13 protein-coding genes are annotated in these 14,792 nt (G+C 67.7%); 7 read left to right on the top strand and 6 right to left on the bottom strand.

Going from position 1 to position 14,792, the window contains the following annotated elements; genetic code table 11:
• Window positions 1–37: 37 nt before the first annotated feature.
• From ACZ7SW_RS18170 to ACZ7SW_RS18155, 4 genes are read left to right on the top strand one after another with little or no spacing between them, the layout of a single operon-like run.
• Window positions 38–352 carry a hypothetical protein gene (locus ACZ7SW_RS18170; protein ID WP_470231566.1) on the top strand — a complete coding sequence of 105 codons (315 nt, stop codon included), beginning with the start codon at window positions 38–40 and terminating at the stop codon, window positions 350–352.
• Window positions 349–1,464 (top strand): C40 family peptidase, encoded by a 1,116-nt coding sequence (locus ACZ7SW_RS18165; protein ID WP_470231565.1) that lies wholly within the window; start codon window positions 349–351, stop codon window positions 1,462–1,464. The genes ACZ7SW_RS18170 and ACZ7SW_RS18165 overlap by 4 nt, the downstream gene beginning before the upstream one ends.
• Window positions 1,465–1,845: a YbaB/EbfC family DNA-binding protein gene (locus ACZ7SW_RS18160; protein ID WP_470231564.1), complete on the top strand. Its 381-nt coding sequence runs from the start codon at window positions 1,465–1,467 to the stop codon at window positions 1,843–1,845. It abuts the gene before it with no gap.
• Window positions 1,842–2,336: a YbaB/EbfC family nucleoid-associated protein gene (locus ACZ7SW_RS18155; protein ID WP_470231563.1), complete on the top strand. Its 495-nt coding sequence runs from the start codon at window positions 1,842–1,844 to the stop codon at window positions 2,334–2,336. Before ACZ7SW_RS18160 ends, ACZ7SW_RS18155 begins: the two co-directional genes overlap by 4 nt.
• Before the next feature lie 861 nt (window positions 2,337–3,197).
• Here the strand turns inward: ACZ7SW_RS18155 and ACZ7SW_RS18150 are convergent.
• Window positions 3,198–5,687 carry a DNA gyrase/topoisomerase IV subunit A gene (locus ACZ7SW_RS18150; protein WP_470231562.1) on the bottom strand — a complete coding sequence of 830 codons (2,490 nt, stop codon included), beginning with the start codon at window positions 5,685–5,687 and terminating at the stop codon, window positions 3,198–3,200.
• A gap of 32 nt (window positions 5,688–5,719) precedes the next feature.
• Window positions 5,720–7,771, bottom strand: coding sequence for a DNA gyrase/topoisomerase IV subunit B (locus ACZ7SW_RS18145; RefSeq protein ID WP_470231561.1), 2,052 nt, complete (start codon window positions 7,769–7,771; stop codon window positions 5,720–5,722).
• Window positions 7,772–8,012: 241 nt separating this feature from the next.
• Between ACZ7SW_RS18145 and ACZ7SW_RS18140 the strand changes: the two genes are divergently transcribed.
• On the top strand, window positions 8,013–9,107 hold the full coding sequence (locus tag ACZ7SW_RS18140; RefSeq protein ID WP_470231560.1) for an LLM class flavin-dependent oxidoreductase: 1,095 nt from the start codon (window positions 8,013–8,015) through the stop codon (window positions 9,105–9,107).
• 31 nt (window positions 9,108–9,138) lie between these two features.
• Window positions 9,139–9,744: an FMN reductase gene (locus ACZ7SW_RS18135; protein ID WP_470231559.1), complete on the top strand. Its 606-nt coding sequence runs from the start codon at window positions 9,139–9,141 to the stop codon at window positions 9,742–9,744.
• Here ACZ7SW_RS18135 and ACZ7SW_RS18130 read toward each other — a convergent pair.
• Entirely contained in the window at window positions 9,741–10,364 is a 624-nt protein-coding gene (locus tag ACZ7SW_RS18130) for a class I SAM-dependent DNA methyltransferase (RefSeq protein WP_470231558.1), read from the bottom strand. The two genes, ACZ7SW_RS18135 and ACZ7SW_RS18130, sit on opposite strands and share 4 nt — an antisense overlap.
• A gap of 1 nt (window position 10,365) precedes the next feature.
• The gene (locus tag ACZ7SW_RS18125) at window positions 10,366–11,022 is read right to left on the bottom strand and encodes a GNAT family N-acetyltransferase (RefSeq protein ID WP_470231557.1); all 657 of its coding nucleotides are present in this window, start codon (window positions 11,020–11,022) and stop codon (window positions 10,366–10,368) included.
• Window positions 11,023–11,131: 109 nt separating this feature from the next.
• Between ACZ7SW_RS18125 and ACZ7SW_RS18120 the strand changes: the two genes are divergently transcribed.
• A complete protein-coding gene (locus ACZ7SW_RS18120; protein WP_470231556.1) occupies window positions 11,132–11,560 on the top strand; it encodes a PGPGW domain-containing protein in 429 nt (142 codons plus the stop codon).
• Here ACZ7SW_RS18120 and ACZ7SW_RS18115 read toward each other — a convergent pair.
• On the bottom strand, window positions 11,534–12,172 hold the full coding sequence (locus ACZ7SW_RS18115; protein WP_470231555.1) for a hypothetical protein: 639 nt from the start codon (window positions 12,170–12,172) through the stop codon (window positions 11,534–11,536). The two genes, ACZ7SW_RS18120 and ACZ7SW_RS18115, sit on opposite strands and share 27 nt — an antisense overlap.
• 122 nt (window positions 12,173–12,294) lie before the next feature.
• Window positions 12,295–14,784 carry a LamG-like jellyroll fold domain-containing protein gene (locus ACZ7SW_RS18110; protein ID WP_470231554.1) on the bottom strand — a complete coding sequence of 830 codons (2,490 nt, stop codon included), beginning with the start codon at window positions 14,782–14,784 and terminating at the stop codon, window positions 12,295–12,297.
• Between the last annotated feature and the right edge of the window lie 8 nt (window positions 14,785–14,792).

The following is a 14,792-nucleotide window of genomic DNA, read 5'->3' as shown; positions in this document are numbered from 1 at the left end:
CTAACCTGGGCCGCAGGGCTCAGGGGAGGGGCGGGTTGTGTCCGGTTTTCATGTTGACGACGGCGCGTATGAGAACTACGCGAAGCAGGTCGACCCACTCGGCGACGAGGTGCGCGCGGCGGCGAAGGCACATCTAGGTCCGCACGTGACGCTGTCCGGAGACGGGTTTTCCGCGATCGGGGACGAATCCGGCTTCGCCGGCGCGTACGGAGCGCGGATGCGGGCGTTGCAGGAACGGATGCACGCGCTCGGCGGCGGCTGGCAGGACGTCGGCGAGGCCGCGCGGCGTACGCAGGGCAATTACGCCGCGGTGGAGCAGGAACACGGCGACGCGTTGCGCAGGCTTTCGTGAACGCTCCGGTCGATCATCTGGTCCGCAATGGACTGGACACCACTAATCAGTTCGCCGCGAAGCTGAAGCACGATCCGTCGGCGATCAACGGCGCGCGCGACGGGCATGTCGCGCTGCAGACGTCCGTCGGCCAGGCGAATCAGCACGCGGGCGCTCAGCGGGTGAATCTGGCGCAGGCCAGTTCCGGGGCGACCTCCGAGCGCGCGGTCGCGACGTCGAAGGATCTGGAGAAGGAGGTCCAGGATCTTCTCGACGAGAGCGCGGAAATCGAGCGGGCGGTCGCGGAGGCGGCGGAGACGCTGCATGTCGGCGAGATCCGGAATGATCAAGTCCGGGACCAGATTCTGCGGGAGATCGCGTCTTCGATGAAGGCGCTGGCGGCGGTCAACGGGATCCAGCCGCAGGAGAGCCGGGCGGCCGCGGCACGGCAGATTCTGTTGCAGCTGCAGACGAAAATCGGGCAGCTGACCGGTCAGGCGGCGACGTTCACCGAAGAGACGCTCGGGAAGCTGACCGGGCTGGGGCAGCGGCTCGGCGGGTCGGACTCGACTTCCGCGAGCAGCGCGACGACTTCGGTGCCGCAGGCGTTCAACAACAACGGTGCGCACGTCAGCCACGGCGGTGGAGGCGGTGGCGACAGTGGTGGCGGTGGAGGCGGCGGCGGGTTTGCCGGGAAGCCGCGGTTGCCGGTAGCCGTTCCGCCTCAGCCGGGCAGTGGCGTCGGGATTAACTTGCCGGGCGGGAAGACCGTGATGGCGCCTAACGAGACTGCGGCCAAAGCGGTTCGGGCGGCGTTGTCTCAGCTGGGCGTGCCCTATGTGTGGGGCGGGACCGCGCGGGGGCAGGGGCTCGACTGCAGCGGGTTGACCATGACGTCCTATCAGGACGCTGGGTTGCAGTTGCCGCGGACGGCCAAGCAGCAGACTGTCGGGGCTGAGGTGCCGTCGATTGATCAGTTGCTGCCCGGGGATTTGGTGGTGTGGTCCGGGCACGTCGCGATGGTGATCGGCGACGGGCAGATGGTCGAGGCCGGGGATCCGGTGCAGATCAGCAAGATCCGCACGACCAACGCCGGGCAGCAGTTCATTGGGTTTTACCGGCCTACGGGGTGAGTGGTGGCTGAATTCGACCTGGATCGCGCGGTGGCGCGGGTGATGGAGGAGGCCTCCCGGACCGGCGAGGCGGCTGCTGCTCGGTTCGAGCGGGCCGGGCCGGTGGTGGGGAAGGCCGCCGCTGGTGGGGTTTCGGTTGAGGTCGCTCCGGGTGGGTTGCTGACCGGGCTGACGCTGACTCGGGCTGCGTTGCGTAGTGGGTCGGAGGCTGTTGCTTCGCAGATTCTGGAGCTGTCGCGGCGGGCCGAGCGGCGGGCCGCGGATCGGATGCATCAGATCTTGGCACCGGTGTTGGGGGCGGAGGCCGTGGTCGCGTTGGGGTATGCGGCGTTGGCTGAGGATGATCCGGATTTTTATGACGAAGAGCCGGTGGTGTTGTGAAGACTCGGGAGCTTATCGAGCTGGCTCGTTCTCGGGAAGCTGCGTTGGGGCAGGTCGCCTCGTTGATGTCGGAGGCGCGCGGGTCGGCTCATGCGCTGGATGGGTCGGTTGAGGTGACTGTGGATGCGTTGGGGGCGTTGAAGCGGTTGTGGCTTGCTCCTTCGTTGATGGAGGGGGATCCTTCGCGGGTTTCGGCGTTGGTGCTTGAGGTTGTGCGGGTGGCTATGGGTGAGGCTGAGCAGGATTGTTTTAACCGGGTGGGGTTGTTGCTGGGGGAGGAGGCTGGGTTGCTTGTGGAGGCGCTGTCTGGGCGGGCGGCTCCGGCTCGGTCCGCGGATGATGACCCGGGGATGACGGTGGAGGAGTTTCAGCGGTTGCGGGGGGAGAGGGTGGGGGAGAGGCTGTTTCCATCCCCTGCTTCGGTTGAGTCCATTGCGGAGGATGAGGAGTGGGAGGGGTTTGATCCGGCTTCGTTGCGGTCGGATCGGTGAGTTTCTCGGCTCGTCGCCTGGGGGCGACATTGCGCCTCGCTTGGTTGCGTGGGGGCACCCCGAAGCTGATTGTGACTACGGCGCGGAGGTGCTTGTCAAGGCGGGAAAGATGCCTTGACAAGCACCTCCGCGCCGTGTTTTTGGCTTCGTATCGGGGTGCGGGGGTGGTGTGGGTGCTTGGTTGGGTTGGGGTGCGGTGGCTGCGGTTGGGGAGCTGATGGGGGTTTGTTCGAGCTGCAGTGGGTGGGGCTATCAGAGGGGTGAAACGCTTGTGCATTGCTGAGAAAGCGTGGACTGCTGCGGTTATCCCGTCGCAGTCGCCTGTTATAGCCGCCTCGCCGCAGCCGCCTGCCGCGGCGGCCCGTCATAGCCGCCTGCCGCAGCCGCCCCGTCACAACCGCCTGCCGCAGTCACCCCGCCACAGCAGCCCTACTGCAGTCATCACGTCGCCACTGCCTGCCGCAGCGGCCTTGCCGCAGTCATGCCGTCGTAACTGCCTGCCGTAGCCGCCTTGCCGCGGTCATGCCGTCGTAACTGCCTGCCGTAGCTGCCTTGCCGCGGTCATGCCGTCGTAACTGCCTGCCGTAGCTGCCTTGCCGCGGTCATGCCGTCGTAACTGCCTGCCGTAGCCGCCTTGCCGCGGTCATGCCGTCGCAACTGCCTGCCATAGCCGCCCTGCCACGGCCATCCCGTCACAGTTGCTTGCCGCATTGGGCTGTGGCGCGCCGGTTGTGGCGGGGGCGACTGGGTGCGCGGGTCGTGAGGGGAACCCTGAGGGAATCAGAGTCCCTCAGGGTTCCCCTCACAGTCGGCGTGGGGGCGTGGCGAGGCGCGCGAGAACCGGGCGCGCCCACCGGTGGGTTAGCCGCGTTCGATTAGGTGGCCTACTACTTCTGGGCCGGGGTGGGCGTGGCCTGAGCCGTCGCGGCGGAGGTCTGTTTCGGGGAGTTCCACGGGGTCTCCGGTGCGGCTCGCGCCTGCTGGGCGGGGGCCGATCCAGGCGACCTGGATTTCGGTTTCTCCCTTGAGGAACCGGTGGGTTCGCACGCCGCCGGTGGCTCGGCCTTTTGCTGGGTATTCGCTGAAGGGCGTGACCTTCACGCTCTGGCCCGTCGCGGTGACGACCATCGGTTCGCCGTGTTCTTCATCGTCCGTGCGGATCGCGCCGAAGAAGACGGCGGTGGCGTTCGCGGACAGTTTCACTCCTGCCATGCCGCCGCTCTTGGTGCCTTGTGGGCGGATCAGGCTCGCGGCGAAACGCAGCAGCGACGAGTCCGACGAGACGAAGGCCAGGGTTTCGTTTCCGTCCGTCAGCCAGGTCGCGCCGACGACCTCGTCGCCGGGTTTCAGGGTGATGATCTCGAATTCGTCCGAGCGGACTGGCCAGTCCGGAGCGCAGACCTTCACCACGCCGGCGCGGGTGCCGATGGCCAGGCCGGGCGAGTCTCCTGCCTGCTCGCCCAGCGGGGCGATGCCTACTACGCGTTCACCCTTTTCCAGCGGTACCAGCTCTTTTGCTGCCATGCCGCCGCGCAGGGACACTGTGCCTGCTTGTTCCGGAAGCACTGGCAGGGGCAGGACATCCGTCTTGAACGCGCGGCCTCGGCTCGTCACCAGCAGCACTTGGCCGCGTGCGGTGGTGTGCACGACGGCCGACACGGCATCGTGTTTTACGCGGCCGTTGCGGCGGCGTACTTCCGACGCCTCTTCCGATTCCGCCGCGGTACGGGCGACCAGGCCGGTGGCCGAAAGGATCACCTGGCACGGGTCGTCGGCTACTTCCAGCGGGCCGGACGGCTTCGACGCGGCCAGGACTTCCTTCAGGTCGCCGTCGATGAGGCGGGTGCGGCGTTCGGTGGGGAAGTCCTTGGCGATCTTCGCCAGTTCCGCCGACACGAGCTTCTTCAGGACCGAATCGTCCTCGAGGATCGTGGTCAGCTCGGCGATCTCCGCGCGCAGCTTGTCCTGCTCGTTCTCCAGTTCCAGGCGGTCGTACTTCGTCAGGCGGCGCAGGGGAGTGTCGAGGATGTAGGTCGCCTGGATCTCGGACAGCTTGAACTTCGTCATCAGGCCGTCCTTCGCGGCGGCCGCGTTCTCGCTTTCGCGGATCAGCCGGATGACCTTGTCGATGTTCAGCAGCGCGACCAGCAGACCGTCGACCAGGTGCAGGCGCTCTTCGCGCTTGCGGCGGCGGTAGCGCGTGCGCCGCGTGACGACCTCGTAGCGGTGCCGCAGGAAGACCTCCAGCAGCGCCTTCAGACCGAGCGTCTGCGGCTGTCCGTCGACGAGCACCAGGTTGTTGATGCCGAACGACTGCTCCAGCGGCGTGAGCCGGTACAGATCCGCCAGCAGTGCCTGCGGGTTGACGCCCACCTTGCACTCGATGACGAGCCTCGTGCCGTTCTCGCGGTCGGTGAGGTCCTTGACGTCCGCGATTCCGGTGAGCCGCTTGGACTTGTTGACCTCGTCGGTGATCTTCTCGATCACCTTCTCCGGGCCGACGCCGTACGGCAGCTCGGTGACCGTGATGGCCTGCCGTCCGCGGCTGCCCTCCAGCGGGCCGGTTTCGACGTTCGCGCGCATGCGGACCACGCCGCGGCCGGTTTCGTAGGCCTTGCGGACCTCGTCCAGGCCCAGCAGGCTGCCGCCGGTGGGCAGGTCGGGGCCGGGGACGTACTCCATCAGCTTGTCGAGCGTGGCGTTCGGATGGTTGATCAGCCACCGCGCGGCGCCGATCACCTCGCCGAGGTTGTGCGGGATCATGTTGGTCGCCATGCCGACCGCGATCCCGGACGTGCCGTTGACCAGCAGGTTCGGGTACGCGGCGGGGAGCACCGAGGGCTCTTCGAGCGAACCGTCGTAGTTCGGCCGGAAGTCGACGGTGTCCTCGCCGAGTTCGCCGACGAGCAGCATCGCTTCGTTGGACATCCGGGCTTCGGTATAACGCGACGCGGCCGGGCCGTCGTCCGGGCTGCCGAAGTTTCCGTGCCCGTCGACCAGCGGCGCGTTCATCGAGAAGTCCTGCGCGAGCCGGACCATCGCGTCGTAGATCGCCACGTCGCCGTGCGGGTGGTACTTGCCCATCACGTCGCCGACCACGCGCGAGGACTTCACATACGCGTGGGTCGGGCGGTAGCCGTTCTCGTTCATCGAGAACAGGATCCGGCGGTGCACCGGCTTCAGGCCGTCGCGCGCGTCCGGGAGGGCGCGCGAGTGGATCACCGAATACGCGTATTCCAGGTACGAGTCTTCGATCTCCGTCTTCAGCGGGTTGTCGAAGACCTGCGCGCCCGGAGAGTCGAACGCGCTCGGGTCGACCCGGGTCACCGGGGTCTTGCTACGGCGAGCCATGGCTCACAACTCCTTGGGAACGAACGGAAAACTCAGACGTCGATGGCGTCGCGGTCGACGCGGTCGGACGATTCGACCAGCCAGTTGCGCCGCGGCTCGACCTTTTCGCCCATCAGCAGTTCCAGCGCCAGCTCCGCGGCCTCGACATCCTCGAGCGTGATCCGCCGGACCGAGCGCGTCGCCGGGTTCATCGTGGTTTCCCACAGTTCGTCGGCGTCCATCTCGCCGAGGCCCTTGAACCGCGGCACCGGCGTGACGATCTGCTTGCCCGCCGCTTCGAGTTCGACGACCTTCTGCTCCATCTCGCGCTGGGTGAAGGTGAAGACGGTCTCCGAACCGCGGCCCTTCGTGGTGATCTTGTGCAGCGGCGGCATGGCCGCGTACAGCCTGCCGTCCTCGATCACCGGGCGCATGTACTTCGCGAACAGCGTGATCAGCAGCGTGCGGATGTGCGAACCGTCGACATCCGCGTCCGCCATCAGGATCACCCGGCCGTAGCGCATCGTCGACAGGTCGAAGGTGCGGCCGGTGCCCGCGCCGAGCACCTGCACGATCGACGCGATCTCGGCGTTCTTCAGCGTGTCGCCGAGCGACGCCTTCTGCACGTTGAGGATCTTGCCGCGCAACGGCAGCAGCGCCTGGTACTCCGACACCCGCGCCATCCGCGCCGAACCGAGCGCGCTGTCGCCCTCCACCAGGAACAGTTCGCTGCGCGAGACGCCGGTGGTGCGGCAGTCGACCAGCTTCGGCGGCATCGCGGCGCCCTCGAGCGCGGTCTTGCGCCGGGCGGCGTCCTTCTGCTGTTTCTGGGTGAGCCGCACGCGCGCCGCGTCGACCACCTTCTGCAGCACGATCTTGGCCTCGGACTTGGTTTTCCGGTCCTCGGTCCAGGCACGCAGCTGCTTGTCGACGATGCCCTGGAGGACACGCGTGATGCCCGCCGTGGACAGTTCGTCCTTGGTCTGCGAGGTGAACTGCGGCTCCGGCAGCCGGACGTGGATCACCGCGGTCATGCCTTCCAGCACGTCCTCGGTGGTCGGCGGGTCCTCCTTCGCCTTGAGCAGCCCGCGCGTCTTGCCGATCACGTCCTGCAGCGCTCGGGTGACCGCGCGGTCGAACCCGCGCCGGTGCGTGCCGCCGTGCACGTTGCGGATCGTGTTGGTGAAGCATTCCACGGTGCGCTCGTAGCCGGTGCCCCAGCGCAGCGCGACCTCGACCTCGGCGTGTCGCTCCACATTGGACTGCATGACGCCGTTGGCGTCCGCCGCGTTCTCCTTGTACGTGCCCTCGCCGGTGATCATCAGCGTGCCGCAGACGGGTTTTTCGCTGTCCGGGGCGAGGAAGTCGACCATGTCCGACAGCCCGTTCGGGAAGTGGAAGGTCTCCTCGTTGATGGTGTCCTCGAACGTGGTGCGCAGCACGTACGTGACGCCTGGCACGAGGAACGCGGTGTTGCGCAGCTTCGCCCGCACGCCTTCGACGTCCAGCGCCGCGCCGGTCTCGAAGTACCGCGCGTCGTACCAGTAGCGGATGGACGTGCCGCTGCGCTCGCCGCGCTTCATCTTGCCGACGAGGTTGAGCCCGGAGCGGCGAGTGAACTTCGCCTTCGCGCCGGGGCCGTCGAACACGCCGGGCACGCCGTGCGCGAACGACATCTGGTGGACCTTGCCGTCCTGCTTCACCGTGACGTCGAAGCGGTGGGACAGCGCGTTCACCGCCGAGGCGCCGACGCCGTGCAGACCGCCCGACGTCTTGTACCCGGAACCGCCGAACTTGCCGCCGGCGTGCAGCCGGGTCAGCACCAGTTCGACGCCGGAAAGGCCGGATTTGGCGTGCACGCCGGTGGGAATGCCGCGGCCGTCGTCGTCCACCTGGACGCTGCCGTCGCCGTGCAGCGTGACGACGATGCGCGAGGCGTGGCCCGCCACGCCCTCGTCGGTGGAGTTGTCGACGACCTCGGAGAACAGGTGGTTGATGCCACGGCTGTCGGTGGAGCCGATGTACATCCCGGGGCGCTTGCGGACCGCCTCGAGTCCCTCGAGGTGGGTCAGGTCGTCGGCCCCGTACAGAGTCTCAGCAGTCACGAGGTCGTTCTCCCGGATCGAGGCGAGCTGTTCGGTGGGCAAACAGGCGGCCGGAGCAGGGGCCCCGGGCCGTCACCGTACTGCAGGATATCCGCACCCCCCGACAGGATCTGGCCGCTGCGTCCCCGATGGGGTCCGGCAGCGTGTCCCAGGTCACCGGTATAGTCCCATCGGAATACATCTTCCACGCGAGTAGTTGTGCCGACAAGCAAGGTAAGAAGCAACCGGCTAGGGAGCGGTCATGCAGTTCGGAATCTTCTCGGTGGGCGACGTCACGACCGATCCCACCACGGGCGTCACGCCCACGGAGCACGAGCGCATCAAGGCGATGGTCAAGATCGCGCTCAAGGCCGAGGAGGTCGGCCTCGACGTCTTCGCCGTCGGCGAGCACCACAACCCGCCGTTCGCCGCGCCGGCGAACCCGACGGTGCTGCTGTCGAACATCGCGGCACAGACGGAGAAGATCGTCCTCTCGACGTCGACCACCCTCATCACCACCAACGACCCGGTGCGGCTGGCCGAGGACTACGCCATGCTGCAGCACCTGGCCGACGGGCGGCTCGACCTGATGATGGGCCGCGGCAACACCGGCCCGGTCTACCCGTGGTTCGGCAAGGACATCCGCCAGGGCATCCCGCTGGCCGTCGAGAACTACGCGCTGCTGCACCAGCTCTGGCGCGAGGAGGTCGTCGACTGGCAGGGCAAGTTCCGCACCCCGCTGCAGGGCTTCACCTCGACGCCGCGCCCGCTCGACGGCGTGCCGCCGTTCGTCTGGCACGGTTCGATCCGCAGCCCGGAGATCGCCGAACAGGCCGCCTACTACGGCGACGGGTTCTTCGCGAACCACATCTTCTGGCCGACCTCGCACTTCCAGCAGCTGATCGCGTTCTACCGGCAGCGCTACGAGCACTACGGGCACGGCAAGGCCGACCAGGCCATCGTCGGGCTCGGCGGGCAGGCGTTCATCCGGCCGAAGTCGCAGGACGCGTGGAACGAGTTCCGGCCGTACTTCGACAACGCGCCGGTGTACGGGCACGGCCCGTCGCTGGAGGACTTCACCGAGCAGACGCCGCTGACCGTCGGCAGCCCGCAGGAGGTCATCGACAAGACGCTGACCTTCCGCGAGCACTTCGGCGACTACCAGCGCCAGCTTTTCCTGATGGACCACGCCGGCCTGCCGCTGAAGACCGTGCTGGAGCAGCTCGACCTGCTCGGCGAGGAGGTCGTGCCGGTGCTGCGCAAGGAACTGGAAGCGAAGCGGCCGGCGCACGTGCCGGACGCGCCCACGCACGAATCGCTCAAGGCGGCTCGCGAAGCGTCGGCCGTCACCGCTTGACCTGGGTTTCGCCGGACTTAGTGGAGAGGTCATGACTGCACGCACTATCGCCGTGGTCACCGCGGGATTGAGCCAGCCGTCGTCGACGCGGCTGCTGGCCGACCGGCTGGCCGAGGCCACCCGCGCCGCCTTGGTCGACGACGACGTGACGGTGAAGGTATTCGAACTCCGCGACATCGCGGTGGACGTCACCAACAACATGCTCACCGGGTTCCCCAGCCCGCAGCTGCGGGAAGTGATCGACACCGTGACACGCGCGGACGGCCTGATCGCCGTGACGCCGGTGTTCACCGCTTCCTACAGCGGGCTGTTCAAATCGTTCTTCGACGTATTGGACAAGGAAGCGCTCGACGGCAAACCGGTGCTGCTGGCCGCGACGGGCGGTACGGAACGGCATTCGCTCGCGATCGACTTCGCACTGCGGCCGCTCTTCGCCTACCTTCGCGCGACCGTGGTTGCGACGGGCGTGTATGCGGCGTCGTCGGACTGGGGCAGCGTCGAGGCGACGGGTGCGTTGCAGCAGCGCGTGGAGCGGGCTGGCCGCGAACTGGCGCAGCTGGTCGCGGCGGCACCCGAGGCGAAGCCGGACGACGAGTACGCCTCGGTGTCGTTCGAGCAGTTGCTGGCTGGGCACTAAGGGCGGCTCCGAGCGGTCAAGATTGCCTGCGGCGCCGGGGTTTCCGGATCGAGGAGCAGTTCGGCCTCGACGGTGAACCCGGCCGCGCGCAGCCAGTTCGTCACGCGTTCTCGTGGGCGGCGGTGCACCTCGACTTTCATCGGGTGGCCGCCGTAGCCCTCGGTTTTGAGCCGGGTTTCGTCGCCGACGTGGAAGAGCAGTTGCAGCAGTCCGCCGGGACGCAGCGCTTGGCGGAAGTTCGCGAAGACGTCCGGGACCAGGTCGTCCGGCAGGTGGATGACCGACTGCCACGCCACGATCCCGGCCAGCGACGCAGCGGGCAGCGGGTCGGTCATCGAGCCGACCTCGAACCGCAGCGCCGGGTAGTCGCGCCGGGCAACCTCGATCATGCCGGGGGACAGGTCGACGCCGTACGCGGCTACGCCGAGTTCGTTGAGGTGGGCAGTCACTTGGCCGGGGCCGCAGCCGACGTCGGCGACCGGGCCGTCGCTGACCTGTTCGGCGAATAATCCCAGTGCGGCAAGCAGATACGGCTGTTTGCCGAGCGCGTCGCGGACGAACTTGGCGTAGTCCTCCGCGACGGTGTCGTACGAAGTCCGGGTGTCGGTGAGCCATTCCATGTCAGCCCGCCGGGGTCTGGGCGATGAGGACGGTGGCGCGCGTGGTCCAGCCCAGCGCTGAGTACAGCTGCTGACCGTCCGCGGTGGCGACGAGAATCCCGGTGGTCGCGCCGTGCGCCACGGCGTTTTCCACCAGCGCACTCATCACCACGCTGCCGAGACCGCGGCGGCGATGCTCGGGGACGGTTTCGATCCGGTCCGCGATCGCGTCGGTGCCGACCACGGCCATGGTTCCCCGCGCCGCGACGCCCGAATCGGGATGTCGCAGCACGGTTTCGCACACCGTTCCGTTCATAGTCGTCGCGCCCGTGTAGGGCGGCGGGGCCGGACGCGGTGGATGTCGGCGCAGGGGAATCGTCATGAGCGCTTCGCGTTCGTCCCGCAGTTTCAGGCCAGCCTCGCGGATGATCGCCTCGACCGCCTCCGGCCGGTTGGTCGGCACGGTCAGCCAGGTCGGGCGCGATGCCGCGGCGACCTCGTCGGCGAGCCCGCGCAGGACGGCGGGCTCGGCGGACAACGCGATGACCTCGCGATGCCGACCTGGTTGTTCGAGCAGGACCTGCAGCCCGCCGCGGGTTTCTTCGGCGGGACGGAATCCTCGGGACGTGCCCCATCCCGCCTGCCAGCGGCGGATGAGGTCAGGCAGTGATTCGACCACGCTGAGCAGCTAAGCACCCGGCACCGACAAAAACGGGCCGGTCCGCCGCGAGGGTCCAGTATGGACAGTCCGGCTGGCAGCACCGCGCGCCCGGCGGCACACTGACCCGATGGGATTGGGCAAGCCAGTGCGCCGGGTGCTCCTCGCGGTCGTCGGCGGGGTGCTGGTGATCGTCGGGGTCGTGCTGCTCGTGCTGCCCGGACCGGGACTGCTGCTGGTGCTCGCCGGGTTGCTGGTGCTGGCCTCGGAGTTCCCGGCGCTGCAGCGATTTGTCGACCCGGTGCGGAAGCGCGCGATGCAAGCCGCCGAGGAAAGCGTGTCTTCGCCGTGGCGGATCGCCGGCTCCGTGGTGGCTGGGCTGGCGCTGCTGGCCGCGGGCATCGTGTGGGGGACGGTGCGGTCGCTTCCGCTGAGCGGATGGAGCACCGGGACGAGTTTGATCCTGTCCAGTCTGATCTTGTTCGCGTTGCTGATCTGGAGTTACCGGCGGGTGCGCGCGAAGCGGGAAGGCTCAGGAGAGCGCGGCGGCAAGTCCTAGATAGCCGCCACCGCCGATCACGACGCCAGCCACCGCGCCGACGGTCACTTGCGCGACCGTGTGGTCCTTCAGCTCCACGCGCGACCAGCACACCCACGCGACGGCCAGGAAAAGCAAGGCGAGCCAAGGGCTATAGACCTTCATCAGCATCACCGTCGCTCCGGCGGCGACCATGGCGTGCATCGAGATCTTGAACTTCAGCCCGAAGGTCACCGCCAGCGCGACAACCAGGCAGGCCAGTTCGGCAGCGGCCAGCGCGATCATCTCGTGCGGCGCGCCACCGACGAGCAGCACCGCGAATCCGAGCGCTAGGGAACCGATGCACGCGGCGAACGGCACGAGCCGACCGGCTCGATCGGTGACATGGTGGCTGTCCCACTTCCCGCGTTTCGCGCCGCGCACGATGACCGCCATCGGGATCAGGGAACCGGTGATTCCCACGATCAGGCCCCACAGCACGGCTTCGCCAAGCCGGTGGCCAGTGACTTGCCAGGCCACCACGAGCGGCAATCCGAGCACCCACACCCAGGGGGCGAGCACTTCAGTCGCTACTCGTGCGAGGCGGTGGCGCGTGCTGCTGGGAGCCAATTCGTCCGGCGGGGCGGATGGCACGGCTGGGCTCCTCGGGGGCTCGGTCGTCTCGGCGCTGGGGAATGGTACCGGTGGTCGTAACTCGCGAGAAAGGAGCGGCTGGACCTGCGAAAACGCAGGTCCAGCCGCTCCTTCAGCAGGCGTCAGGAGGCGTAGAGCTTGGCCACCTCCGCGGCGGACAGCGCCCGGTCGTACAGGTGCACCTGGTCGACCGCCCCGTTCAGGAAGTCGACCGGATTGCCGCCGTACTTACCGCGTCCGATCACCGTGTGCCCGGTGGACGCGTCGCCCAGACAGACACTGCGCGACGCCGCCAGCTGGCCGTCCACGTACAGCGCGAGCTGCCCGGTAGCGGCGTCGCGGACGCCGACCAGGTGGTACCAGCGTCCGGCCTCCGGCGTCATCGGCGCGAGGGCCCGCGTACCGACGAAGCTGAACGCCAGCTTGTGGTCCGCGCCGGAGTACTGCAGGAAGAACGCGCTGTGGTCGTTGCCGTCCTGGCTCACCACGGTCTGGAAACCGTCGCCGACCGCGTTGAACTTGACCCACGCGGCGACGCTGTAGCTCAGGTCGGTCTTCGCCAACGCCGCACCAGTGTCGGCGTACTGGCCGGAGCCGTTCACCGCGAGGGCAGAACCGCTGTGCCCGGCGGTCCAGGAAGCGCCGCCGACGAGCGTCGCGTCGTGGTGGCCCACGGTGTCCGCTGCGGTGGTGCCGCTGTTCTCGTCGAACGGGTACGCGGCGATTCCGTCGATGCCGGGAGTGCCTGGCGGGATCACCGGACCCTGTTGCGGTGAACCGTCGACGCCCTTGATCACCGACAGGTTCGCGGCTCGGACGGCGGCGAAGTCCATCTTCTTCACCTGACGGTCGTAGGTGAAGAAGCCGTTGACCTCCTTTTCCACGTCGGTGGTCTGCGTGTACACCCCAGCCGACACCCCGCATTGCCGTCCGGCGAGCAGCAGGTGTTGCTGGAGTTCGGCGTAACGCCGGGTGAGTGTGGCGCTGTCCGGTTCCATCTCGTAGGCGAAGCTGCCGGCCGGGTCGAACTGGTGGCCGTCGACCTTCAAGCCCAGGCCGCCGTATTCGCCGTCGACCGCGGCGCGTTTCGCGTCCGGCACCGGGGTTCCGGGGCCGGTGTAGGTGTGGTCGTCGTAGAGATCGCCGCGTCCGCTGTCCGGTTCGGAGCGGCAGCAGTTCACCCCGGACTCAGCGTCCACGAGCCGGGTCGGGTCCCAGGCCTTGACCTGGTCGGCGATCCGGCCGACCGCGTAGTCGCCCCAGCCCTCGTTGAACGGGACCCAGGTGACGATCGACGGGAAACTGCGGTGCTGGTCGATCATCCGGTGCAGTTCGGATTCGAAGTTCGCTTGCGACGCGGGAGTCGCCTCGATGTCGTCCTTCATCGCGGGCATGTCCTGCCACACCATGAGCCCGAGTTTGTCCGCGTAGTAGTACCAGCGATCAGGTTCGACCTTGATGTGCTTGCGCACCATGTTGAACCCGAGCGCCTTTTCCTGCTCCAGATCGAACTTCAGCGCCGCGTCGGTGGGGGCGGTGTAGATGCCGTCCGGCCAGAAACCCTGGTCCAGCGGGCCGAGTTGCATCACGAACTTGCCGTTGAGCATCATCCGCTGTTTGCCGTCCGCGGTTTTCCCGACGGAAACCGACCGCAGGCCGAAGTACGAGCCGACACTGTCCCCAGAGGACAGTGACACGCGCAGGTCGTACAGGAACGGATCGTCCGGGGTCCACAGATGCGGCCGGTTCACCTTGAGCTTCAACGGAGTGTTCGCCGGTCCGGACACGTGGCCGACGACGCGGCCGTGGTCGTAGGCGACGGCTTCCACGCGTTGCTTCACCGGTCCGCCCACCACGGCGTTGACAGTGACCGAGCCGCTGGCGACGTCCGGCGTGGTGTCCACTTTGGAGATGTAGGCCGGGGTCACCGGCTCCATCCAGACGGTCTGCCAGATTCCGGAACTCGGGGTGTAGAAGATTCCGTCGCCGGGTTTGCGTTGTTTGCCGAGCGGTTGTCCGCCGGCGTCATTGGGATCCGTGACGCCGACGACGACTTCCTGGTCTTTCCCAGTGGTCAACGCGTTGGTGACGTCCGCGGAGAACGCGTCGTAACCGCCGGTGTGGCGGGCGACCTGATGGCCGTTGACCCATACCGTCGTGTCGTAGTCGACCGCTTGGAAGTGCAGGATCAGCCGTTGGTCCCGGCCGCCGACGTGCCAGTTCTTCGGCACCTGGAACGTCCGCCGGTACCACATCGACGTTTCGTGCCGCATGATTCCCGACAGTGCCGATTCGACCGGGTACGGGACGAGGATTCGTTCGTCCAGGCTGCGTTTGATCGGCGGCGCGTCGCCCGGTTTGGCGGCGGAGAATTCCCAGACGCCGTTGAGGTTTTGCCAGTTGTCGCGGGTCAATTGCGGGCGCGGGTATTCGGGGAGGGCGTTGCTCGGGGAAACCTGGTTCGTCCACGGGGTGGTCAGGGGAGGGGTGAGGCGATGCCATTGCGGCGGATCGGCCGCGGCGGCGGGGACACTCGACAACCCGGACACGGCCACGGCGAGCGCGGCGGCCACCGTGGCCAAACGGCCGGGTCTGCGGGCAGGACGGACCATCGTCGAAC

It is taken from the genome of Amycolatopsis sp. NPDC114484 (assembly GCF_055633755.1).
Note: the sequence above shows the minus strand (reverse complement) of the source record. Positions and strands in the feature narration are given on the sequence as shown.